23 protein-coding genes are annotated in these 21,331 nt (G+C 71.5%); 14 read left to right on the top strand and 9 right to left on the bottom strand.

The genetic code is table 11. The annotated features are described in order from the left end of the window. Nucleotides 1–87: 87 nt before the first annotated feature. The gene (locus tag J2S57_RS28450) at nt 88–657 is read right to left on the bottom strand and encodes a DUF1062 domain-containing protein (RefSeq protein WP_370882513.1); all 570 of its coding nucleotides are present in this window, start codon (nt 655–657) and stop codon (nt 88–90) included. A 472-nt stretch (nt 658–1,129) separates the two neighbouring features. On the opposite strand from J2S57_RS28450, the gene J2S57_RS28445 reads away from it, so the two are divergent. From J2S57_RS28445 to J2S57_RS28415, 7 genes are all read left to right on the top strand, one after another. Then, nucleotides 1,130–1,480: a VOC family protein gene (locus tag J2S57_RS28445; protein WP_307248652.1), complete on the top strand. Its 351-nt coding sequence runs from the start codon at nt 1,130–1,132 to the stop codon at nt 1,478–1,480. Nucleotides 1,481–1,745: 265 nt separating this feature from the next. Further along, complete coding sequence (locus tag J2S57_RS28440; protein ID WP_307248650.1) at nt 1,746–2,429, top strand: hypothetical protein; 684 nt, start codon at nt 1,746–1,748, stop codon at nt 2,427–2,429. A 269-nt stretch (nt 2,430–2,698) separates the two neighbouring features. Next, the gene (locus J2S57_RS28435) at nt 2,699–3,142 is read left to right on the top strand and encodes a hypothetical protein (RefSeq protein WP_307248648.1); all 444 of its coding nucleotides are present in this window, start codon (nt 2,699–2,701) and stop codon (nt 3,140–3,142) included. Between the two features lie 159 nt (nt 3,143–3,301). Next, complete coding sequence (locus tag J2S57_RS28430) at nt 3,302–3,976, top strand: hypothetical protein (protein WP_307248646.1); 675 nt, start codon at nt 3,302–3,304, stop codon at nt 3,974–3,976. Nucleotides 3,977–4,111: 135 nt separating this feature from the next. Continuing rightward, nucleotides 4,112–4,735 (top strand): TetR/AcrR family transcriptional regulator, encoded by a 624-nt coding sequence (locus J2S57_RS28425; RefSeq protein WP_370882717.1) that lies wholly within the window; start codon nt 4,112–4,114, stop codon nt 4,733–4,735. Nucleotides 4,736–5,210: 475 nt separating this feature from the next. Further along, nucleotides 5,211–5,828, top strand: a complete 618-nt coding sequence (locus tag J2S57_RS28420; RefSeq protein WP_307248642.1) for a DUF3152 domain-containing protein — start codon at nt 5,211–5,213, stop codon at nt 5,826–5,828. A gap of 70 nt (nt 5,829–5,898) precedes the next feature. Beyond that, nucleotides 5,899–6,603 (top strand): resistance to Congo red protein, encoded by a 705-nt coding sequence (locus J2S57_RS28415; protein WP_307248640.1) that lies wholly within the window; start codon nt 5,899–5,901, stop codon nt 6,601–6,603. 154 nt (nt 6,604–6,757) lie between these two features. On the opposite strand, the gene J2S57_RS28410 is transcribed toward J2S57_RS28415, so the two are convergent. From J2S57_RS28410 to J2S57_RS28400, 3 genes are all read right to left on the bottom strand, one after another. Beyond that, entirely contained in the window at nt 6,758–6,982 is a 225-nt protein-coding gene (locus J2S57_RS28410) for a hypothetical protein (protein WP_307248638.1), read from the bottom strand. Further along, nucleotides 6,975–7,265 carry a hypothetical protein gene (locus J2S57_RS28405; protein WP_307248636.1) on the bottom strand — a complete coding sequence of 97 codons (291 nt, stop codon included), beginning with the start codon at nt 7,263–7,265 and terminating at the stop codon, nt 6,975–6,977. The genes J2S57_RS28410 and J2S57_RS28405 overlap by 8 nt, the downstream gene beginning before the upstream one ends. A gap of 224 nt (nt 7,266–7,489) precedes the next feature. Beyond that, complete coding sequence (locus tag J2S57_RS28400) at nt 7,490–8,581, bottom strand: tyrosine-type recombinase/integrase (protein WP_307248634.1); 1,092 nt, start codon at nt 8,579–8,581, stop codon at nt 7,490–7,492. 157 nt (nt 8,582–8,738) lie between these two features. Here J2S57_RS28400 and J2S57_RS28395 point away from each other — a divergent pair, with 157 nt between their 5' ends. Together J2S57_RS28395 and J2S57_RS28390 are read left to right on the top strand one after the other, a co-directional pair. Beyond that, a complete protein-coding gene (locus tag J2S57_RS28395; RefSeq protein ID WP_307248632.1) occupies nt 8,739–9,281 on the top strand; it encodes a histidine phosphatase family protein in 543 nt (180 codons plus the stop codon). A gap of 29 nt (nt 9,282–9,310) precedes the next feature. Continuing rightward, a complete protein-coding gene (locus J2S57_RS28390; RefSeq protein ID WP_307248630.1) occupies nt 9,311–9,814 on the top strand; it encodes a nitroreductase/quinone reductase family protein in 504 nt (167 codons plus the stop codon). A 117-nt stretch (nt 9,815–9,931) separates the two neighbouring features. Here the strand turns inward: J2S57_RS28390 and J2S57_RS28385 are convergent, their stop codons facing one another. Next, on the bottom strand, nt 9,932–10,807 hold the full coding sequence (locus J2S57_RS28385; protein ID WP_307248628.1) for an inositol monophosphatase family protein: 876 nt from the start codon (nt 10,805–10,807) through the stop codon (nt 9,932–9,934). Continuing rightward, nucleotides 10,804–12,000: an ROK family protein gene (locus J2S57_RS28380; RefSeq protein ID WP_307248625.1), complete on the bottom strand. Its 1,197-nt coding sequence runs from the start codon at nt 11,998–12,000 to the stop codon at nt 10,804–10,806. Before J2S57_RS28380 ends, J2S57_RS28385 begins: the two co-directional genes overlap by 4 nt. Before the next feature lie 102 nt (nt 12,001–12,102). Between J2S57_RS28380 and J2S57_RS28375 the strand changes: the two genes are divergently transcribed. Beyond that, entirely contained in the window at nt 12,103–12,411 is a 309-nt protein-coding gene (locus J2S57_RS28375) for a hypothetical protein (protein ID WP_307248623.1), read from the top strand. A gap of 40 nt (nt 12,412–12,451) precedes the next feature. Here J2S57_RS28375 and J2S57_RS28370 read toward each other — a convergent pair whose 3' ends face one another. Both J2S57_RS28370 and J2S57_RS28365 read right to left on the bottom strand, forming a co-directional pair. Continuing rightward, nucleotides 12,452–13,552 carry a DUF3616 domain-containing protein gene (locus tag J2S57_RS28370; RefSeq protein ID WP_307248621.1) on the bottom strand — a complete coding sequence of 367 codons (1,101 nt, stop codon included), beginning with the start codon at nt 13,550–13,552 and terminating at the stop codon, nt 12,452–12,454. A 270-nt stretch (nt 13,553–13,822) separates the two neighbouring features. After that, on the bottom strand, nt 13,823–14,371 hold the full coding sequence (locus J2S57_RS28365; RefSeq protein WP_307251136.1) for a DUF3152 domain-containing protein: 549 nt from the start codon (nt 14,369–14,371) through the stop codon (nt 13,823–13,825). On the opposite strand from J2S57_RS28365, the gene J2S57_RS28360 reads away from it, so the two are divergent. After that, the gene (locus J2S57_RS28360; protein ID WP_307251172.1) at nt 14,304–14,693 is read left to right on the top strand and encodes a hypothetical protein; all 390 of its coding nucleotides are present in this window, start codon (nt 14,304–14,306) and stop codon (nt 14,691–14,693) included. The two genes, J2S57_RS28365 and J2S57_RS28360, sit on opposite strands and share 68 nt — an antisense overlap. Nucleotides 14,694–15,567: 874 nt before the next feature. After that, nucleotides 15,568–16,224, top strand: a complete 657-nt coding sequence (locus J2S57_RS28355; protein ID WP_307248619.1) for a hypothetical protein — start codon at nt 15,568–15,570, stop codon at nt 16,222–16,224. 899 nt (nt 16,225–17,123) lie between these two features. On the opposite strand, the gene J2S57_RS28350 is transcribed toward J2S57_RS28355, so the two are convergent. Beyond that, on the bottom strand, nt 17,124–19,361 hold the full coding sequence (locus J2S57_RS28350; protein WP_307248617.1) for a DUF2637 domain-containing protein: 2,238 nt from the start codon (nt 19,359–19,361) through the stop codon (nt 17,124–17,126). Between the two features lie 229 nt (nt 19,362–19,590). Between J2S57_RS28350 and J2S57_RS28345 the strand changes: the two genes are divergently transcribed. Both J2S57_RS28345 and J2S57_RS28340 read left to right on the top strand, forming a co-directional pair. Continuing rightward, complete coding sequence (locus J2S57_RS28345) at nt 19,591–20,619, top strand: coiled-coil domain-containing protein (RefSeq protein WP_307248614.1); 1,029 nt, start codon at nt 19,591–19,593, stop codon at nt 20,617–20,619. A 49-nt stretch (nt 20,620–20,668) separates the two neighbouring features. Continuing rightward, nucleotides 20,669–21,145, top strand: coding sequence for a DUF4265 domain-containing protein (locus J2S57_RS28340; protein WP_307248612.1), 477 nt, complete (start codon nt 20,669–20,671; stop codon nt 21,143–21,145). Nucleotides 21,146–21,331 lie beyond the last annotated feature (186 nt).

The raw sequence follows: 21,331 nt of genomic DNA, 5'->3' as shown, positions 1-21,331 counted from the left end.
GTACACGGGGCAGAGGCAGGCAGGTGTGGGGGAGCGGAGGCCGGAAGATGGCCCCCGCTCCCGTCAGCTCGTCAGCCCGTCAGCGAGTCACGGCTTGAGCGTGAACGTGAAGTCGCTGGCGATCCGGCCTCCCAGCCGCACCGCCGACACCAGGTTCCCGCCGGTGACGAGCCGTTTCACCTCACCGCGGGACAGGCCGAAGCCCTGCGCGATCAGGTTGACCACCCGCACCGGGATCACGGCGCCGAAGTGCACGGCGACCTCCAGCGCCTGCTCGTCGCGCAGCGCCCGGACCAGATCCTGCGGCCGGGCCCCGGACTGCTCGAGATCCCAGGCGCCCTCCCAGTCCAGGGCGATGCGGTTGCGGTTGTGCACCGCCGGGTCGAGCAGCAGCGCGCCGATCAGGGCGGGGGAGTTCTCGTACAGCCCGTCCAGCAGCTGCGCCCCGACGTAACGGACACTGACGCGCTCGAGCACCGTGAGCTTGACCGTGTCGTCGCAGCGCGTGCACAGCAGCAGCATCCACGCGTCGAGGACCTTGTGATGGGCGTTGACCCGGAACTTGCCCGACGCCGTGAACCTTTCGCCGCCGCACACATGACAGCGACGCACCACCAGCGGCAGGCGGGTGGGCATGACGAACCAGGTATTGAGCACAGATGTACCCCGATCCAGTGAGAAATCCGCAGCACGAAGAAACGCGTCGCACCAGCAGCACGACGCGCGAGGAGATTCAGCGCGAGGAAGAACTCACAGGATGTACAAGGGCCTGTCCCGACCTGGACGACAAAGACGACAAGAACTACCCGGCACGGTAGGGCGGAACGACCGGACCGGGCCAGCGATTTTCGCGTCCACGCCCGGACGCCAGATAATCACAGTTATCTAGGCGAAAACTGTTGCCCCGCAAGGCTTTTCGCTTCCCCGCTCTTACCCAGCGTGACCGGCACCTGCGGAACGCGCCGGGGGAGTGCAGTCCCCCGGCGTGGGCATCTTGGCGTTGACCAGCGAGAACGCCGCCGTGAACCCGCCGGGCGAACAGCCGTCGAGCCGGCTGCGTGACACGATGACGCACACGGACTCCGAACCGGCCCGGGGCCCGGGCCAGGTCTCCCGCCAGGAGGTATGCATGCAGGTCAGGAGCATCATCGCCAACCTCAAGGTCGACGACGTGGATGACGCAGGCTTCTACGCCGACTATCTGGGGCTCAGCGTGCAGGAGTTCACTCTGGGCTGGGTCGCCCGGTACACGTCACCGGAGACCGGCGCTCATCTGCAGCTGGTCAGCGCCGATGCGACGTCACCGCAGGACTCGGTCGTGTCCGTCACGGTGGACGACGTGGACGCCGCGCACGCCGAGGCTCTGCGCCGGGGGTACGACATCGTGCGACCGCTGAACGACGAGGCCTGGGGTGTGCGGCGGTTCCTGGTGCGGGCACCTGACGGGAACGTCGTCAACATCCTGCAGAACCACGCCTGAGCAGCCCCTCTCGAGCTCCCAGGCAAACGCCGATAATGAACATTATGACATTTCGCCTGGAGAAGAGGCTCCCCTTCCGACCCCACGGGCGCCACAGATAACCAATGGCGGACGCGGCGGTCACCTCCCACACGCGAGCGCCAGCCAGGGGCGGTGCGGGTCGGCCCCGATAATTCTCCTCAGCGGCTTGCCTGCCTCCGGGCGCGCTCCTGCCTGCCGGAAAATGCAGGAGCCGCGCGCAGGACGCACCTGACAGCATCCACGCATGCCTCTGGAGCCGATCGCTGCGGCGGTACCTGACAACGTCCACTGGTGCACGACGATCTGTCACTCACACGACATCCCCACCACAACGGACACCCGCCTTTGGCGCAGCATCCGCCGCAGTCCTGCCTACTGTCCCGACGCCATCACGCTCCGGGACTCCGTCGCTCCCGCCGACGTCATCGCCCACCTCGACCTCACCGCGCACGGCTTCCACGTCATCATCGACGCCCAGTGGATCTGGCGAGCCTCCCACCCCTCCCCCGAATCCCCCGGATCTCCAGACCTGGCGAAATCATCTGCCGCACCGTACTTCTCACGAATCTCCCGCCAAGCAGACCTCACCGCCTGGTCCCAGGCCCACGGCACCCACGACATCGTCAGGCCCACCCTCCTGAACAACCCCGACATCATCGTCCTCGCGCACCACGACGCCACCGGCTCACTCACGGCCGGCGCCATCCTCAACCGCAGTCCGGACGCCGTCGGAATCTCGAACGTCTTCCACCACGACCAGCACGACGCGCCCATCTGGCCCCACCTCACGGCCTCCGCCGAGCGCCACTTCCCGCGCCCCCCCAGGTCGGCTACGAATCCGGCGCCGACCTTCGCGCCGCGCTCGCTGCCGGCTTCCGCACTATCGGGCCGCTGCGGGTCTGGCTGCGCACCTGACTCGCGCACCTGACCTGCACGCATGAGCAGGGTCGCCGATGGGGGACGCGCCGGTCGCCGCGAGCGCGAGTGTCTCGGGTCAGGTCGGGTCAGGTCGGGTCAGGTCGGGCGTGGTCACGAATTGCCGATAACCGGGACAAGAGCGGCGAGTGGACCGCAGGATCAATCGTGCGTTCTGATGAGCCCTCTGTGGCGTCCGAGTCCGGTGAGTCCGTCCCGTCCGATGCGTTGAGCAGGTCGGGATTCTTCGCGGACTCCCCCGTTGACCAGTCGTTTGCCTCGGTGGCGAGCGCGTCGAGTACGCCTGCGGGGTCGCGGAGTTCGCTGGCGGCGGGTGCGGCGGGGCCGGATGTGGACGAGGTGCGGGCGGCGCAGGCTTCGCAGGTGGCGCAGGCGTTGCGGTCCGAGGTGCTGGCGGCGCAGTTGTCGGGGGTGCTCGGGCGTCAGTGGCGGGGTGTGGTCGTGTTCTTCTGGGTTGGGGTGGTGGTGTTCCTGGTGGGGGCGGGGTCGGCGGTGGTGGCGTCGTCGGGTGATGGACGGGGCACGGTCTGGACCGGTGGGATGTTCGCGGGTGTGCTGTTGCTGATGCGTAGCTGTGGCGCGTACGGCAGTTACCGGCGCAACGGTGGGGATCGTCTGGGGAACGATGCCTGGGTGTTGACGGCTGGTGTTCTGGTCGTGGTGTTCGTGGGTGGGTTGCTGGCGGCGATGGCGTTGCTGGGCTGAGGCTCGGCGGCTGCCGGGTCGCGGGGGTGATGGGGCTGGTTCCGGCGTGTGCCGGGCCGGCCCCTTCGTCGTCGCCGGCCGGATGGTGTTGAGCGTTCGCTCAAAATAGAGCTAGGGTCCGTCTTGAGCGATCGCTCAATTGCTGAGGAGGGGTCAGTCATGGACGTTCTGGAGACCGTCGTGCACCACGGGCCGTTGCCGCGTCTGGTCGAGGTGAACTGGCCGCGGTTGCTGGCCGGGGCGCTGGGGTTCGGGGTGCTGGGTGGGGTGACGACGGCGTGGTTGCTGCTGGCGGCCGGTAGCTCGGTGGGGATGTCCAGACTCACCTGGGTAACAGGCGTGGTGCTGCCGGGGGTGCTGGTGCTGGGGACGGGGTGGTGGTTGTCGCCGGCGGGGCGGGCCGGGGAGTCCGGTGGGGTGGTGGGTGCGCTGAGGTGGGGCCTGTCCCCCGCCCGGACGGTGCCGTTCGCGCTGGTGTCGGCGCTGGTGTCGATGCTGGTGGAGAGCTGGTCGGAGATCGGGTGGTCGGACTTCGGGATCGAGACGGCGATGCAGTGGGTGTGGTTCGGCGGGTTCCTCGGTCTGTGGGGGGCGGGGTTCGGGCTGCTGACGTCCGGGGTGAGCGCCGCGATCGCGGTGGGCGTCCTGCTGCCGCGGCGGGGGCGGATGAGCCTGGCCGGGGCGCACGTGCTGGTGGCGTGGGTGGCCGGGCTGATGACGTTCGCGGCCGCGCTGCTGGTCTCGGCGATGCTGGGTGAGGCGTCGCTGGTGTCGTGCCCGGTCGCGATCGCGGTCGCCGGGTCGGTCTTCACGACGCACCGGTGCCTGAGCTGACGGGCCTGGGTGACCTGAGAGGCTCTGAGGGTGACTCCCACCCAGTCCCCCGGACCCGCTGAGGCGACCGGGGCGTCCTCAAGCCCCTCAAGCACTTCAAAGACGGCCGGTAAGAGCACGAAGAAGGCCGAGACGGTGCAGCGGCTCATCGACGCGGCCTTCACGACGCTGCGGACCCACGGGATCGCGGGCACGTCGGCGCGGACGGTCGCGGCGACGGCCGAGGTCAACCAGGCGCTGATCTTCTACCACTTCGGGAGCATGGAGGGTCTGCTGGCCGAGGCCTGCCGGCGCTCGACCCAGCAGCGGCTGCTCGTGTACCGCGAGCGCTTCGCGACGGTGGGGTCGTTGCGTGAGCTGCTGGTGGTGGGGCGCGAGATTCACGTGAGTGAGCAGGCGGAGGGGAATGTCGCGGTGCTGGCGCAGTTGCTGGCGGCGGGGCAGAACGATCCGGCGCTGGGGGCGGTGACGGCGGACGCGCTGCAGCTGTGGGTGGATGAGATCGAGACGGTGTTGCGGCGGTTGCTGCAGGCGTCGCCTCTGGGTGAGGTGCTGGATCCGGCGGGGCTGGCGCGGGCGGTGTCGGCGGCGTTCGTGGGGCTGGAGCTGTACGAGGGGGTGGCTCCGGAGCAGGGGGCGCTGGCGCTGGACGCGCTGGATCAGCTGGGGGTGCTGGTGGAGGTGGTCGAGGGGCTGGGTCCGGTGGGGCGGCAGGCGGTGCGGTTGCAGGTGCGGCGAGCGCAGCGCAGGCCTTCGTGAGCGGGTAGGGCTCTCCCCCGGTCTGGCTCTCCCCCGGTCTGGCTCGGTCTGGCTCGGTCTGGGCATCGGGTGTGTGGCACGGGTCGAGGACGGATAGTGCTCGGATCGGTTGCATGGTCGGGGGTGACGCTGATCTCGCTGGTGCCGGCCACTTTTCGGGGTTCTCGCGGCGTCGTTGCAATGAGGCCCGGGTTTCACCCGGGGTGACGGCTGCAGCAGGAGTTCTCCCGTGTTCTTGGTTCGGTGTCGTTCGGTCGTGGTGGGTGCTGTCGTGGCCGTTTCGGTGGCGGGTACGTCGGTGGCGTGCGGGGTGCCGTCAGGATCCGGTGCAGGGGCTGGTTCCGGTGGGGCTGCTCCGATGCCGTCGGTCATGCCGTCGGTCGTGGCTTCGGGGCGTGTCTCTGCCGGGGCTTCGGTAGGGGCTTCGGCCGGGGTTTCGTCCGGTGCTCACGGCGGGGTGTCCCGTAGCCGGCCGGTGCGCACGATCGCGTACCCGTACGACGGTCCTGGTGCGTGGGTGATCGCGCCGGTGCGCTCGCGGACGCTGGGGGTTTCGGGGCCGGTGCTGCGCTACCAGGTGGCGGTGGAGCATGGGGTGAGGGGTGTTCCGGCCGGGGAGTTCGCGCGGCAGGTGGGGCGGATCTTCGCGGACGCACGCAGCTGGCCCGGTCAGGGCGAGGTGCGGTTGCGGCAGGTGGGGGCGGGCCGGGCGCCCGACTTCACGATCCGGCTGAGTACGCCCGGCACCCGGGACGTGCTGTGCGGCGGTACCTCGAACGGGTACACGTCGTGCCGTAACGGCGACGACGTCGTGATCAACGTGGCCCGGTGGGCGCACGGGGTGAAGGGGTATCCGGCGTCGCTGGCGGTATACCGGGCGTACCTGATCAACCACGAGACGGGGCACCGGCTGGGGCACGGGCACGAGCTGTGTCCCGGGCGGGGGCGGGCGGCGCCGGTGATGCAGCAGCAGACGCTGGGCCTGCACGGGTGCCGGGCCAACGCGTGGCCGACGCGCAACGGCCGGGCGTACGAGGGCGCCCCGGGTGCGTACGAGGATCCGGTGCCGAGGGAACGCAGCGGCCGACGCTGAGAACGTGCCCGGTTCATCACGATTCGGATATTCACGCGACGCGGGCGGTGTGCGCGCACGAAGATCCACTGTGCGCTTCAATCCACCCCCGAACTGGCCGGTCCCACCGCAGGGCTGGAGCCCTGACGCGGGCTGGTCGCCCGACCCGTCGTGGCCGGCCCCGCCCGAGAACTGGCCGCTGTGGCTGCCGGACGGGTCCGGGCCCGCCGATGAGCTGTCCGCCCGGCTGAGCGCGGCCTTTCGCCGGCAGAAGTACGAGCGCCGCACCATGCTGGTCTTCTTCTGGTGCGGGGTGGTGATGCTGCCGGGGCAGGCCGTCATGTCCCTGGGTGCCGACGACAGGGTGGAGGCCGTCTTCTTCTGGGGTTTCGGCGTGCTCGCGAGCCTGGTGCTGCTGGGCATGAGCCTGCGCGACTACCTTCGGCTGCGGCGGGCGGGGCAGCGGCCGGTGCGGGTGCTGGGCTGGGTCGCCGGTTCGACGAGCCTGGCCCTGGCGGTGACCGTGCTGCTGGGCGCCGGCGCGCTCCTGGTCTACGCGCCCGTGCCGTGGTTCGTCGAGGGCGAGGAAGAAGGCAGCGGCTGCTGGCGCGACTACGACGAGAACAGCGCCGACGACTGGGTGCGCGTGGTCGAGGTGTCGTGCGAGACCGAGCACGACTACGTCACCTCGGCGACGGTCGCCTCCGAGGACCTGTGCCCACAGGACTACGAGCTGGTCGTGGAGACGGACGACGAACGCGTGGCCTGCCTCAGCCCGGTCACGGGCGACGTGTAGGCACTCCCTGGCCAGCCGCTACTGCTCGCGGGCCGTCGGGTTCAGGCGGCCGGCTGGACGCAGGCGGTCGGGCCGTCTGGCCGCTGGGTGGTGGCTGGGTGGTGGCCGGGTGGTGTTGCTGCCGGGTTCAGGCGGCCGGGTGAGCGCAGGTGGCTCAGGCGGCCGGGTGCCGGAGACGGTCTTGCGCGACCTGGGTGAGGGTGCGGCCGGTGGCGGCGGCCTCGCGGGCCAGTTCGTCGAGCACGTCGGGTTCGACGTCGACGACGAGGCTCGACGTGCTGGTGCCCGGCGGCGGGAGCTCGGCGAGGTCGGGGTGGGGCTCGTCGAGGAAGACGAGGGCGTTCATGTCGAGCGCGGACCAGTCCGTCAGGTCAGTCACGGTCGGCCTCCCACTTCTCCAGCTCGGCGAGTTCGGCGTCGCTCAGCGCGCGGGCGCCGACGATTTCCCAGTCTCGCCCATCAAGGCGCCTGACCGCCACCATCAGCGCCCTTCCGCCGCGGGTGCGGGCCCAGATCGTGAGGGGACGCAGCCCGTTGCTCGTTGAGACCGCCGCCCGGGGCCAGCGGCGATGTGCCTCCAGCACCTGCATGACCTCGTGCGGCTCGATACCGGCCGCGCCGAGCCACTCCATGACGAAGAACGGCGCCCATTTCCAGCCCATATGTTCACCGTAGAGCACGCCACCGACAGCCTTGCCCGCCGCCTCCAGACCCTTCTCGTGTCACCTGGTCGTGCCCCCTGCGAGCGCTGATTACGAGCGCCGGCCGGGAGCGCCGACGGGGAGCCGGTGGCCATGCCCGTCCCCTCTGGTGTCGCACCGTTCGGTGACCGGGGATGGCTCGGTGACCGGCGCGTCCACCATCGGGATCTGTGGTTTCCGGGGTGTCACAGGCCGAGGCTCTTGGCGGCGGCGCCGTCCCAGAGGGCGCCGCGGCGCAGGTAGCGGTCGACGGCGGCCGAGCGCCAGTCGCCGTCGGCCATGATGACGTGGCGGGCCACGCCGTTGCGGGCGCTCTGGGTGGCGAACCCGGCGCGCAGTGAGTGGGCGCCCCAGGTGCCGGGCAGACCCGCGGCCTGGGCGCGCTGGGCGACGATGGTGCGCACGACCTGCGGGGTGAAGCCTTTCGCGCCGACCGTGCCCCAGCGGGTGACGGGCCGGAACAGGGGGCCGTCGGTGATGGCGGCGGCGTCGATCCAGGCGTTGAGGGCGGTGACGGGGCAGGTGGTGCGGGAGGCGCCGCGGGGAACGGCCCGGGGGTGGCGTTCGGTGCCGGCCTGGTCGCGTTTGGTCCAGCGAGGGGTGACGACGAGCCCCTCGGCCTCCTCGTGCAGGTCGGCGAGTTCGATGCGGGCCAGTTCGGAGCGGCGCATCGCGGTGGCCAGGCCCAGGAGGATGACGGCCTTGTCGCGGCGGTGCACGAGTTCGGCCTTGCGCACGGCCCGTTCGTCGGTGGCGGTGTGGCGCTCGCGGGCCAGGTCGTCGGCCATCGTGTCGATGAGGGCCTGCACGTCGCGGACCAGGAGCGCGGACATCTGGTGGACGAGACGTTCCTGGTCCTGGCGGGCGTAGCCCTGCAGGCGCAGGCGCAGCTGCCCGTCCTGACGGGCCGAGGGCAGGCCCGCCTCGGCGTGCGTGGCCCAGATCGCGGACAGGTGCTGGTTGATCGTGGGCAGGCTCGCGGGCTGGTCGCGGTCGCGCAGGTGGGCGACGAACGCGCGGACCGTCGAGGCCGTCGCGGGCAGCGCCAGGAGGCGGTGGTGGGCGGCCCAGACCTCGAACGCGTTCCAGGCCCGCTCGTACGCGGCCCGGGTGGAGGGGGCCAGGGAATCTTCCGCGGCCTGGGCGTCGATGGCCGCGAGCCGGGCCACGTACGCGTAGGCCGGATCGACCGTCCCGTCGGTGGGAAGTGCGACTTCGCCGGGCCGGTGCGGGGTTTCGGTGGGCTCTTCGACGGGCTGGTCGATGGGCTGGGCCATACGGATCATTCTGCCCGGTATCGCCCGGGCAAGAATGTCGGACCCCACTGGTACCCATGTCCCCATGAGCCCGCCCTGAACCCGCCCTGAGCCCGGTCGCGGCTACGGCGCGCGTGACGATCTTCGCCCCTGACCTTCTCTTCTCCTTGGGAGTCCTATGCCCAGCACGACCTTGTACCTGGTGCGCCACGGCGAGCAGTCGCCCGAGGGAGCCGGGCTGTCCGCGGCCGGGCGGGCGCAGGCGACGAGTCTGGGGCGGCGTCTGACCGGCACCCGTTTCGACGCCGTGCATCACAGCTGCCTGCCGCGGGCGGTGCAGACGACACAGATCGTGACGCCGTTCCTGCCCGGTGTCCCGGTGCACGAGTGTGACCTGGTGAAAGACCGCACCCCGGTGCCCGATTCCTATCCGGCGCGTTACCGGGACTTCTTCGCGGCCGTGCCCGAGGACGAGCGGGACCCGGGCCCGGCGGTGCTGCGGGAGGCCGTCGAGCACCTGGGCGCGGTCGGCGAGCGCGATCGTACGGATCTGGTGGTGACGCACAACTTCGTCATCGGCTGGTTCGTGCGGCACGTGCTCGACGCCCCGGACTGGCGGTGGCTGGGCCTGAACCAGGCCAACTGCGGGGTGACGATCGTGCGGTGGGAGACCTCACGGCCCGCGGCCCTGATCTGCTTCAACGACGTCGGGCACCTGTGAGCGAAGGGTCCGGGTCCTAGGGTGGGTGCATGGGTGACGGCCGGCGTTCGGTGAGCGTGCTCCACCGGCTGAAACGCTGGATCTACCGCGGTGACCGTCCCGACGTGATCGCGCGGGCCCTGAACCGGTTCTGGGCCCGCCAGTACGCCGCGGGCCGCCTCGCCCGGCGTCGTGACGTGACCCTGGAGGTCCGCGGACGCACGAGCGGCGACACCATCGTCTTCCCGGTCGTGCTGGCCGACCACGACGGCGACTGGTACCTGGTGTCGATGCTGGGCGAGAACGCGAACTGGGTGCGTAACGTGCGGGCGGCTCACGGTCACGCGGTCGTCCGGCACGGCTCGGCCCACGAGGTCGACCTGATCGAGGTGCCGGCCGGGCAGCGGGCGCCGGTCCTGCGCCGGTACGTGGACGTCGCGCCCGGCGCCCGTCCGCACATCCCCGTCGCTCTGGGAGCGCCCCTGCCGGAGTTCGAGCGCGTCGCAGCCTCTTTCCCGGTGTTCAGGGTTGCCGGGTTCGACCCCGCCGGGTGACGTGCCTTCCCCGGGAAGGCCGTGACGAGGTCGTTTCGCCGGTTCATGCCCGTGGTGGTCCTCGCCGGTCCACGGCGTACGTCTCGCAGGCCACGAGGTGCCGGGTTGTCAGGGTCTTCAGGCGCGGGGCACGTACTCGCGGCTCCAGGCCGTCACGAGCGCCTCGTGCACGTGGCCGTTGGACAGGATGCACCCGTTGACCGGGGCGCTGTAGCGCTGGGGGCGGCCGAGGCGGTCGGTCACCGTGCCGCCGGCTTCGCTCACGAGCAGGGCCACGGCGGCCACGTCCCAGGGGGCGGTGCCGCTGTAGAGGTCGGCCTCCCACGCGCCCTCGGCCACCTTGCAGCCCGAGAACACCGACGGCCACGGGAACCGGTGCGGCGCCGCGACCGGGCCGGGCTGCAGCTGGACGAGGCCGTCACTGTTCAGCCCGGCCTCGAAAGGCACGCTGCCACCGGCGTTGACGGTCACCGCGCCGGTCGTGTCCGGCCCCAGTGAACGGGACGAGACCACCAAGCGCTCGCTGCGGCCGTGCGGGGTGCCGCGGAACGCGCCCTGCCCGATCGAGGCCCAGTACATGTCCCCGGTGGAGGGGTTGTGGGCGACCGCGACGACCGGGCGGCCGTCCACGACCAGGGCGATCGAGATCATGAACAGCGGGATGCCGAGGATCAGCTGCTGCGTCCCGTCGATCGGATCGATCACCCACACGCGCTCACCGTCCTCGGGCACACCATCAAGCACACCATCGCGCGTGCGTCCGGGCAGGCTCGCCTCCTCCCCCAGGACCCCGTCACCGGGGAAACGCCTGCTGACCTCGTCGATGAACGCGTCGTTCAGCTGCTGATCGGCCGTCGTCACCGGGGACGCGTCGGCCTTGGTGGCCACGTCGAGACCGGATGCCACCAGGGCCCGGACGCGAGCGCCCGCGCGGTCGGCGAAGTCCTGGGCGAACGTCAGCTCGGGCTGCCACGCGCAGAAGGGTGAGGTCATACCGGGCGCTCCCACGGGGTGCTCAGCAGGGACAGGTCGTCGAGCAGGACGTCGAACACGGACTCGGCGGCACCGACGAGCCCGGCGTCCTCACCGACAGCTGTCACCTCGATCGGTGGCAGATCCGGGGGCGTGCCGGCGGGGGCCACGGCACCGGCGGCGGCACCGATGACCGTCTCCGGCGCCGCCCCGTACAGCTCGGCCGCATGCTCGCTGAGAAGCACCAGGTCAGGGTCGTGCACGGCGATCAGAGCGCCGATGCCGCAGCCCAATGACGCAGCCGCCGTGCGCACGGCGTCACCCGCGATCGCGGAACCCGGACCCGCGGCTGCCGTCCGGCCCAGCTGGAAGACCTGCGCCGCCACCGCGCCCGCGCTCGCGACACTGACCTCGGCGCCCGCCAGACGGGCCAGGGCCAGACGGTCGACCTCGGTCTCCCAGCATCCGCGAGCGCCGCACCGGCACGGCAGGTCCTGGGTGCCGAACGGCGCGTGACCGTACTCGCCGGCCAGGCCCCGGCGCCCGGTGACCGGGCGGCCACCGACGAGCAGAGCGCCGCCGACACCGACGTCGCTGTGCACGACCAGCACCGACCCGGCCACTACATCCGGCGGGGCCTCGGCCTGCGACGCGCGTCCGCGGTGGGCCTCGGCGACCGCGACGAGAGTCGCGACATTGCCGATCCGCACGCGCGGATCGGACGGTGACAGACCGAGCGCGGCCAGGACGTCCACCGGCGGGCCCGCCCAGCCCAGGCCGGGAGCCGACAGGATCTGCCCGCTGCCGCGCTCGACGAGCCCGTGCACGGACACCCCGATCCCGGCCACCCGCGCGCCGAGCTGCTCCAGCCGCGAGCGCAGCAGGGTCCGGGCCGCAGCGAGAACGGTGTCGACGGGGTACGGGTCCGGTGCGTCGAGAGGGTGGGCCGTCACGTCGGTCAGGACGCCGGTGATCGGGACATGGGCGATCCGCACGGCGTCGGGGGCGATCCCGAGCGTCACGACGACCGGCCCGTCGCCGGCCGGGCCGAGCAGCGCACTGGGCCGGCCGCGTCCCCCGGTCACCACGACGGCCTTCTCCTGAACCAGGCCCACGCGTTCGAGGTCACCGATCAGGGTCCCGGCCGTCGCCCGGGTGCAGCCCAGTTCCCGCGACAGGCCCGCCTTCGACAACGCGACCGGTGACAGATGCACCGTCCGCAGCGCTCGCGACAGGTGCGCCAGCCGCAGATCTGACGTCGAGGCGATAGAGGGCGAAACGGTTGACGGACACACACCCGACATTATGCTCAAGTCGTGAACAAAAACCTAGTCGCCGGACTGTTCACCCGTGAGTACCCGCCCCACGTCTACGGCGGAGGCGGTGTCCACGCCGGGCATCTGGCCCGTCATCTGCCCGGGCACGGCATCGAGGTGCAGGTGCACCGCATCGGTGCGCCGACGCGTCCTCACGCACCTGACCCCGAGCACCCCCTCACCCCGACCGACACCCCAACCGACGCTGCCGACACCCCGGGCGCCGCGCGGCAGGTCCGGGCCCTCGCCGCCGGGCAGGACAAGGTCGCGTCCCGGACCGCGAAGCTGTACCGGGACGTGCTGCGATGACCGGGTGCTCCAACCACCGGCTGACGGATCGGGCGGGGGTTCAGTCGCGCAGGGCCACGACATCGGCCAGCACACCACCGGGAATCATCCGCCCGGCCGCCGGGGAGTCGTACACCACCAGCAGACGATCGTCGTCCAGCAGCGTGATGCCTTCGGCGTGATCGACGCCCTGCCCGTGCGGCAGCGACATCACGGTCTCCAGCTCCCCGCCGCGCACCACGTCCGCGGCGTCCACCACACACCCGCCCCGCCAGCGCAGCACCCGGATCGGCCCGGACAGGCTCATGCTCGGACCGGCCAGGATCAGCAGATCGTCCCCGTGCGGACACAGATCACGGATACCCAGGCCACCCAGGTCCAGGAAATGCGTCCGGTAGCGCTCGCCGTCGTCCATGGGAGCCAGCACGAGGCGGTGCTCGTCGTCGGGATCGGTGACGGGCCGGATCTCCAGGAGCGTGGCCCATCCTCGCAGCACCGGCCCCCGCATCCCCAGGTACAGCCGGTCGCCGTGCGCGGCGATGCCCTCGATGTCGACGCCGTTGTCCTTGCCCGGGATCGACAGGAACGGCCCCAGATGAGGATCGCCCGCCAGCAGATCGGTGATCGAGTCACCCCGGCCGCCGAGCACGGCCGAGGTCAGCCGCTGCCCACCGGACTCAGCCGTGCGCACCAGCTGCGGCGCACCCGGCCCATGCTCACCGGCGGTGGCGACCGCCAGGCGCAGCAGGGTGAACCGGTTCTCCTCCCGCAGCACCTTGGCCAGGCGCTTGCGAGCCTTCGTGTCGGGGTGGGTGTCCTTGATCCGGCGGCGCTTGAGGCTGTGCGACCCGATGGCCCACAGCCAGTCGCCACTGCGGGCCAGACCCTCGATGTCGGCCTCGTCGTCAGCACCGGCCGGCAGATCCACCAGGTCGGCCAGGCGCACGGTGCGGTGACCGCCGTACCGCGAGAGCACCCCGTCCGGCCCGGCAACGGCGGTGAGACGCTCGAGCGTCGCGGTCTCGTCACCGGCGACCCACAGATGAGCGCCGTCCGCACGGATCCCGGACAGATTGACGTGCGTCCCCGCCTCCCGCGCACCGGCATCGAACACCAGCCCGACCTGCCGTTCGGGCCGGCGCCACTGCCGCGGATCGTCCATGCCCGTCATCGTGACACCGCCCCCGCACACCCGGGCGCAGGCCGTCACCCGTGGCGAGCGCGTGAGCACGAGCCACCCACACAGCCGACCCGAACGGATGATCAGCATGAAGGACGCGGCGGCGCACCGGACGCTGACCACGACCAGCTGGGCCCGTGGCCGGGCAGAACGACAACCAGCCGACGCAGACCCGACCGGGACGACGTGCCCTGATCGGTTCCGCTGCACCCCGGGGCAGCGGCAGTGGCAGGGGCAGCGGCGGTGGCAGGGTCAGGCGCGGGGCACCGGGTCGTTGTACGCGCCGGCCGGACCGCGGTACGTCGTGCCCTTCACCCGGCGCCAGGCGTTGGCGGTGCATCCGTGCAGCCCGAGGGTCTGCTGCTGCATGACGGGCGCCACCTTGCCCTGACCGGGACACTTCTCGTGATGGTGGCCCAGGCGATGACCGGTCTCGTGATTGATCATGTAGGCCCGGTAACGCTCCAGGCCCGCCCCGTACCGGGGGACGCCGTGCACCCACCGCGCCACGTTCAGCACGACCCGGTTGCCGTTACGGCAGGACGTGTACCGGTCCGGGTCCGCCCGGGTGGCGTCCCCGCACAACGTGTCCCGGGTCTGCGGCGTGACCAGGTAGATCGTGAAGTCGTACGTCTCGCCCCTCGGCACCCGCCGCAGCCGCACCTCGCCGGTCCCGGCCCAGCTGCGCCCTTCGGACAGCACCTCCCTCACCCGCCCCGCGAACTGGTTGGCCGTGATCCCGCCGATCCCCTTCTCCACCGCCACCCGGTACCGCAGCAACGGCCCGCTCCTCCCCGCGATCCTGCTCCGCTTTCCCGTCGCGACCCGGAACGTGTTCTTCCCGGCCTTCGGATACCGGATCTCCTGCTTCTTCCGCGCCACCGGGGATGCCGTCGAGGCGACGCTCGCGGTCTCCGGGGCCGAGGGTGATGCCGCCGTTGCAGCCACCGACGCTGACACCGCTGACACCGCTGACACCGACGCCGCTGAGGCCGGTGAGGCCGAGCCACTGACGAACGTGCCGGCCAGGAGCAGACCAGCCACGACGGACAGGACAGAACGAGAGAGAACGCTGTGCGTGACGGGAGGTACCACGTCCGTGAGGTTAACGAGACGCAAGTGACGTTGCCACGCGTTGATGCCAGAAGTGATCAAGCCCGCGTCGCCACCAGATTCGGGGGGATCACCCCACGAGACCTGCCCACCACGGCTACCACGTGCTCGTGACACCGCAGACGCCATCACGGCCGTGGCTCACTGTGTGGTGCTTTCGATTATCGATAATCGAAAGCACCACCACGTCACCGCCCGCCGAGGTTGCTGACGCGGAACAGCCCGGCTGCGGTAGGCGGTGTGACGCGGGGGTGCCCTGCGCGGGGACCCATATCCGCATCAAGGCCGGATCGCGGGCGGGGGACGCTGCTAGGTTCGTACGGACGTGCATCGTGCGCGCGCCAGACCGGGGAGGTGAGACCCATCAACGCTGTGACCGGCCGGGTCTCCCTCCGCGCCAGCTCCTAGACACGAGCTGACCGGGCGCTCGTGAGCGCTGAGGGAGATCCCGCATCAGGCATCTCCCGAAAGGCACGACCATGTTGCGGATCATCTCCGACACCCTCCTGTCCGGCACCTCCCTGTCCGGGGCACAGCCGTCCCCTGCGTCACCATCTCCTGCGTCACCGTCACCGTCCCCTACGACGCTGGCGTCCGCCCCGTCGACATCCGGTGGTTCTCCCGCGAGCGCTGCGGCGTTCGGTGTGCGTGAGCGGGCGTTCGTCCTCGAGCACGAGGGCACCGATGTGCCCGGCATCCTCTGGACGCCTGAGCCCGCGTCCACCCTCTTGCCCCCGTCCCCCCGGTCTGCACCGGCCGGGCCTGGCTTCGGGGCAGGGTCCGGGTCCGGGGCAGGGTCCGGGTCCGGGGCAGGGTCCGGGTCCGGGTCCGGGGCCGGGGCCGGGGGGCATCCCGTCGAGTCCGCCCCGCCGGGCGCGCGGAGTGTGCCGCTGGTCCTGATCGGGCACGGTGGGGGCCGGCACAAGCGGGCGCCCGAGATCGTGGCGCGGGCGATGCGTTTCGCCGGGGAGTGCGGGTATGCCGTGGCGTGTCTGGACGTCCCCGCTCACGGCGAGCGCGCCGCGGATCCGGACCTGGACGCCGTGCATCGGCACAACCAGGAGCTCATCAGGAATGGGGCGGAGATTGCCCCGCTCGTCGCTGCTTTCCAGGCGAGGGCCGCGGGCATCGTTGTGCCGGAGTGGCGGGCGTTCCTGGACGCGGTGCACGAAGACGGCCTGCCGGGGACCGACCTACGGGAGAACGGTGTGCCTGCCCTGGGGGCGGTGGGCTACTGGGGTGTGTCGCTGGGCTGCGGGCTGGGTGTGCCGTTCGTCGCCGACGAGCCACGGGTGCGTGCCGCCGTGTTCGGCCTTGGTTCCGGTCTGCACTCGGGTGATGCTGCGGCCCGGGTCGGCGTGCCCGTGCAGTTCCATGTTCAGTGGGACGACGAACGCGTGCCCCGCGAGCAGGCCCTGGCCCTGTACGACGCGTTCGCCTCGCCCCAGAAGACCCTCCACGCCAACCCGGGCCTGCACAGTGACACCCCCGGGCACACACTCGACGCCGACATCCTCTTCTTCCGGCGTCATCTCGGCTGATCCCGCGATTCGCGTGACGCCGTTCGTGGGCCCCGGCCCGAAGCCCTGGCCCGGAGCCCACGAACAGCCGCAGCATCCTCGGAGCGCCCGGAACTCAGGGCGATAACGCGTCAACCCGGAAACGCGCTCGCAGGGCGTCCCAGAGACCTGCCTGGGCACCTGAGACGGTCAACTAGCTAGAAGTTTCCTTCTCGATAGCGATCCGTGCTCATCATCCAAACGCGTCCTCGCTACGCGTTATCGTTTCACGCGTCGCGCACGCGAAACATATGAACGGGCAGTCATCCGGGCAATGACGAGGCTCAGCGTCCGTCACGCCTGCACAGCCGGGCGCAGCGGCGAGAACGACCCTCACGACAGGCCGAGAGTGCCCACAGCTACCGCCGCCCCGAACCCGTCAGGACCGCAGCCTGCAGGGGGCAGGAGTGCTCAGACGGATCGCGACGACGAGGCCGAGCGAGGGCGTGACGCGAGCCGATGAAGCACGACGCTGCTGAAGACAGTGCGCTCGAGGGACCCCAGGTGGAAGGAGGTGGAAGGACGGGCCGGGGTGGACCGGGCCCGTCCACTCCTGCGGCGAGCCTTACTTCTTCTTCTTGCCGCTCTTCTTGTTCTCGCCCTTCTTGTCCTTGCTGTCCTTCTTCTTCGCCATGGCGAGCTCCTTCCGGTGACCTGATCGTTGCTCCCCCGGTCATCGGGAGGGTGCACAACCCGCTTGAGACACGCACCGCGACGAAGATCGACTGCCGGTTCCGCGCGTGCCCTCGCGCTCGCCGGGTGGGTGTTGTCGCAAACGACCGTGGCCTGGTACCCGTCCCGGGTACCAGGCCACTCGGGCAGAACGCGGCTGGATCAGAACCAGGCCAGTACGGGGTCAGCAGTGCCGGGTCAGTGCCGGGTCAGTACCGGACGGTCAGCGGGGGGATCTGGCGGGCCTCGCCGAGGAGGCGGGCGGCGGTACGGTCACTGACGACCCAGCCCTGGGTCTCCAGGGCCGAGCGCAGCTCGGGGCCGGTGATGTCCGGGTTGCCGTTGAGGATGCGCACGGCGATGTTGAGGCGCTCCTCCTTCTGCTTGGCGGTGGCGCGTCCGCTGATCGGGATCGACCCGGTCTGCGTGGCCTGCCCGGAAGAGGTCCGGGTCGGCGTCGTGGGCTGGTCCTGCTCGTCCGCCCAATCGTCGTCCGAGTCGATGAGGTCGATCGGGGCCACCGCGTCCGCGCCCGGCGTGCTCTGCTGCAGCGGGGCCGTGGGCGCCCAGCTGCCGTTGCGGTCAAGGGTGGACGCGCCGGTCACCGGCCGCCCCCGGCTCGCCTCAGGCATCGGGGACGTCGGGACCGGGGCAGCCGGGGCAGCCGGGGTGGACGGGACCAGGGGCAGGCTCCCGGTCGGCGGGTCGGAGGGGCCGTTGGTGCGGGCCTGCGCGGCGGCCCACAGGCTTCCGGTCGGGGGCCCGGTGACCGGACCGGCCGCCGGGGCGCCGGGCTGGTAGCTCGGGGCGGTGAGCGCCGCCGCCGAGGACGCGAAACGGGCGGCTGAGTCAGCAGAGTCGACAGAGTCGGCGGACTGGACGGGTCCTGCCCCCGGGGCCTGGGCGACGGACGGGCCACCTGAGCGACCGGAGCCGTTGGCCGCCGCGGCCGCCTCGCCGGTGGCGTGGACGGGGGCGCTGCCCGGGCCGGCGTACCCGGCCGGAACCGCCGACGCGTCCGTCATGCCGTTTCGTACGTCCTGACGGTTGTCCTGCGCGAACGCGGCGGGCTGCTGCACACCGGCCGGATGCGGGGCCGTCCCGTTCGGGAACGCCGCGGGTGTACGGGCGTTCGCGAGCGCCTGCCCGGTGTGGGCGTAGGCGACCTGCGCTCCGGTGACCGGGTCGACCGTGTACCGCAACTGGGAGGACAGGGGCTCGGTGTCGGGCAGGACCACGACGCGGTGCCCCGGGACGATGGGCGTCCCGTCGGGCGTGGTGAGCTGCCGGCCCGGTGCGGGGTGAGCGCTCGCGGGAGTGCGCCGGGCGCCGTCGCCGGCCTGACCGTTGGCGCCACCGTTGGCGCCGTTCACACCGTTCGACGAGCCACCGGCCCCGTTGGCGCTACCGGCCCCATTGGCGCCGTTGACTCCGTTGACGCCGTTGAGGAGGGGCAGGCCCTGGGCGGGAGTGTGGGCGAAGACGGCGGTCGGGGCGCTGGGGTCACCGAAGACGACGGTGGTCGCGTCCGCGCTGCTCGTCCTCAGGGCGGGGGCCTCGGGTTCGGTGGGACGCAGGATCTCCTGGACCACAGAACGCAGGATGATCTCGGGGCTGCGCTCGGAGCGCTCGCCGTCGGGGCTGGTCCAGCCGACGGCGTCGAGGACAGCGGCCGGCGGCAGGCTCCCCGCGCGCATCTGCCGGTTCACGACCCGGCGCACACGCTTGGCATCACGCCGGGGGTTGGTACGCCGGGGCAGCGCCAGATTGAGGGCCTCCCGCGCGGCGGCCGCGGTACCGACACCGATACGCGCCTGGTGCGCGTCACGCAGTCCGGTGCGGGCCATCAGCAGACGGGTACGGACCGACTCGATCGGCGCCGACAGCCACAACGACGGCGCGATGTGCGTGACCGGGCCGTGGTGCGCAGCCTTCCACTGACCCAGGACCTGCTTGCCGGTGAGCTCGACGAGCACGGCCCACACCGCCGGCGCCGTGATGTGCCACGGCACCTCACCCAGTTCACGGGCCGCGAGCGCGTTCAGGATCAGGGTGCCCGCGACACCGCAGTGCGCGGTCAGGCGCCACCCGGTCATCGGGCGGCCGATCTTGGCGCCCGCGACGTACTGCAGCGACGCACCGAGAATGAGCAGGTCGACCAGCAGCGGGAACCCGGCCGCCAGATACGGGCCGAACGTGGGCAGCGCCGCCTTGTACAGGCTCTGGTACGACAGGACGGCACCGATGATCGCGACCGGCACCAGCACGACCCGCGCCCACATGCTGAGGCGGCGGGCCTGACGGGCCAGGTCAGCGGCCTCCTTGGCGGCGGCCTGGGACGCCTCCGGGAAAGCCGCGCCAGCTGCGGCTCCGACGGTGGCTCCGGTGGCGGGGCCTGCCGCGAGGGGATGACGCTGGCCGGGGTCAGGGCTGGATGGCGTGCTCACGGCGCCCATGCTGTCGTCCGCGCATGTCACCTGTCACCCGTACGCACCGATATCGCAGGTTAAGTGATGGCACCAATTCCTGACGTCACATCATGATCACAGGATGCTGCCCGCCAGGATGACATCGATCGTCCTGAGCAACCCGGTATGTGCCGGCGCCGAGCCCCCGCGCCGCCACCGGGCGAGGGGGCCGGTCACGACTGTCGGTGCCGTGCGCAAGACTGCCGCCGTGAGCACGGGCAGCGAGACAGAGGCAGAAGCAGCGGGAGTCTGCGGGCTCGACGGGTGCCAGGAGCCGCTACCACCCAGGCCCCGCGACGAACTGGGCCGCCCCAAGGGCGGGCGGCGCGCCCGCTACTGCTCGAAGGCACACGCCGACCTCGCCTCCCGGCAGCGCCGCGCCAGCGACCTGGCCTCCATCGCCGACCCCCTCGCCCTGGCCAAGGAAGCCACCCAGGGCGTCCTGCCCGTCGCCCGCCAGCTCAGCGAGCAGCTCACCGCCCTGATGCAACGCTTCGAGCAGGCCGAGTCCGGGGCGTTCGCCCGCGTCCGCGCCGCCGAGACCGAGGCCGAACAGGCCCACGCCGAAGCCGCCCGCGCCGCCGAGGCCGAACAGCAGGCCGAGACCGCCCGCCGCGAGGCGCTCGCCACGGCCCGCACCGCCCGCGACGAGAAAGACCGCGCCCACCAAGCCGCCCAGGCCGCGTACGCCGAGGCCGAACGCACCCGCGACGAGGCCTGGAAACAGGTCGCCGACCACGAACGCGCTCGCGGGCAGGCCGAGGCCGAACTGCACGTGGCCCGCGAATCCCTCGACCTGCAGCGCCGTGAGCACGCCCAGCTGCTCGAGACCACGCAGGAGCAGCAGGCGCGGATCACCCGGCTCGACCTCGAGGCCGCCACCGCGGCGGTCGAGCTGCGCCAGGCGCACGAGCGGGCCGCCGAACTGGGCGCCCGCCTGGAGGAGACCGAGCGCCGTCACCGCGACGAACTGGCCCGGGCCGCCGCGCAGGCAGCCGCACAGATCGCCGCCGAACGGCAGACCGCGGCGCAGGCCGCCGAGCGCCGCGAGCAGCGCCACCAGAAAGAACTGCGCCGTGTCACCGAACGCGCGCACGCGCAGATCACCGCCGCACCACGGCAACCCGACGTGAAGGCGACATCACCCAGAGCGGCGACCCGGGCGTCCTCAAGCACCCTGAAACGCCGCTCGAGAGTCGCCGGGAGCCGCCCCCCGAAGCCCCCGCAGACCGACTGACGCACCCCGCCCCTGGCGTCACCGTGGCAAGCCCAGCATCATGTCCCGAATGACCGATACGCAGGCCATGTTCAAACTGTGGTTCAAATATCCGCCACGCGATGGTTACCCCGATCAGGACACGGAAGGAGTGTGGGCCGTCCCGATCAGTCCCAGCACCGCCCGCGTCGCGAGCGCGCCCTTCCACCAGGTGGGCGTCGCACCCGGTGACGTGGTGCGCTTCGAGGAAGACGAATGGGGCCAGAACTGGGCCCTCGAGATCATCGAGCCGTCCGGGCACTGCGTCGTGCGCGTCTTCCCCGAGGCCAACGGCCCCCTGGGATGGAACGCCGAGGCCGTCAACGCCCAGTTCGCGATGTTCCAGCTGAAGGGCGAGGCCCTCAGCGACGAATTCCCGCTCGTGGCGTTCGACGTGCCCGCCGACGCCGACTTCCGGGCCATCAAGTTCCTCCTCGAAGAAGGATCGCTCAGCGGCTGGTGGCAGTACGAGGTCGCCGCGGCCGGCGACGCCTGGTGGGCAGCCTGATCCCTCCTGGCCCTCCCTGACGGCCACGGAAAACCGCTGTCACGCACGGATGCGGGTGCACTAGCGTCGCCGTCGTACTAGCGCCATCGTGCGCGTACCACCGACCGGCCCGAAGCCCCGGTTCCCCGGGGCCCCGGCCGACCCGCACCACCAGCGCCACCGACAACATCAGCGCCACCGACAACA

Source organism: Kineosporia succinea, assembly GCF_030811555.1.
Lineage (GTDB): Bacteria > Actinomycetota > Actinomycetes > Actinomycetales > Kineosporiaceae > Kineosporia > Kineosporia succinea.
Note: the sequence above shows the minus strand (reverse complement) of the source record. Positions and strands in the feature narration are given on the sequence as shown.

Excerpts from the sequence above, each read along its gene's own strand:
- J2S57_RS28445 (WP_307248652.1), top strand. The coding sequence starts at position 1,130 with ATGCAGGTCAGGAGCATCATCGCCAACCTCAAGGTCGACGACGTGGAT.
- J2S57_RS28440 (WP_307248650.1), top strand. The coding sequence starts at position 1,746 with ATGCCTCTGGAGCCGATCGCTGCGGCGGTACCTGACAACGTCCACTGG.
- J2S57_RS28430 (WP_307248646.1), top strand. The coding sequence starts at position 3,302 with ATGGACGTTCTGGAGACCGTCGTGCACCACGGGCCGTTGCCGCGTCTG.
- J2S57_RS28405 (WP_307248636.1), bottom strand. The coding sequence starts at position 7,265 with ATGGGCTGGAAATGGGCGCCGTTCTTCGTCATGGAGTGGCTCGGCGCG.
- J2S57_RS28400 (WP_307248634.1), bottom strand. The coding sequence starts at position 8,581 with ATGGCCCAGCCCATCGACCAGCCCGTCGAAGAGCCCACCGAAACCCCG.
- J2S57_RS28395 (WP_307248632.1), top strand. The coding sequence starts at position 8,739 with ATGCCCAGCACGACCTTGTACCTGGTGCGCCACGGCGAGCAGTCGCCC.
- J2S57_RS28390 (WP_307248630.1), top strand. The coding sequence starts at position 9,311 with ATGGGTGACGGCCGGCGTTCGGTGAGCGTGCTCCACCGGCTGAAACGC.
- J2S57_RS28385 (WP_307248628.1), bottom strand. The coding sequence starts at position 10,807 with ATGACCTCACCCTTCTGCGCGTGGCAGCCCGAGCTGACGTTCGCCCAG.
- J2S57_RS28370 (WP_307248621.1), bottom strand. The coding sequence starts at position 13,552 with ATGGACGATCCGCGGCAGTGGCGCCGGCCCGAACGGCAGGTCGGGCTG.
- J2S57_RS28340 (WP_307248612.1), top strand. The coding sequence starts at position 20,669 with ATGACCGATACGCAGGCCATGTTCAAACTGTGGTTCAAATATCCGCCA.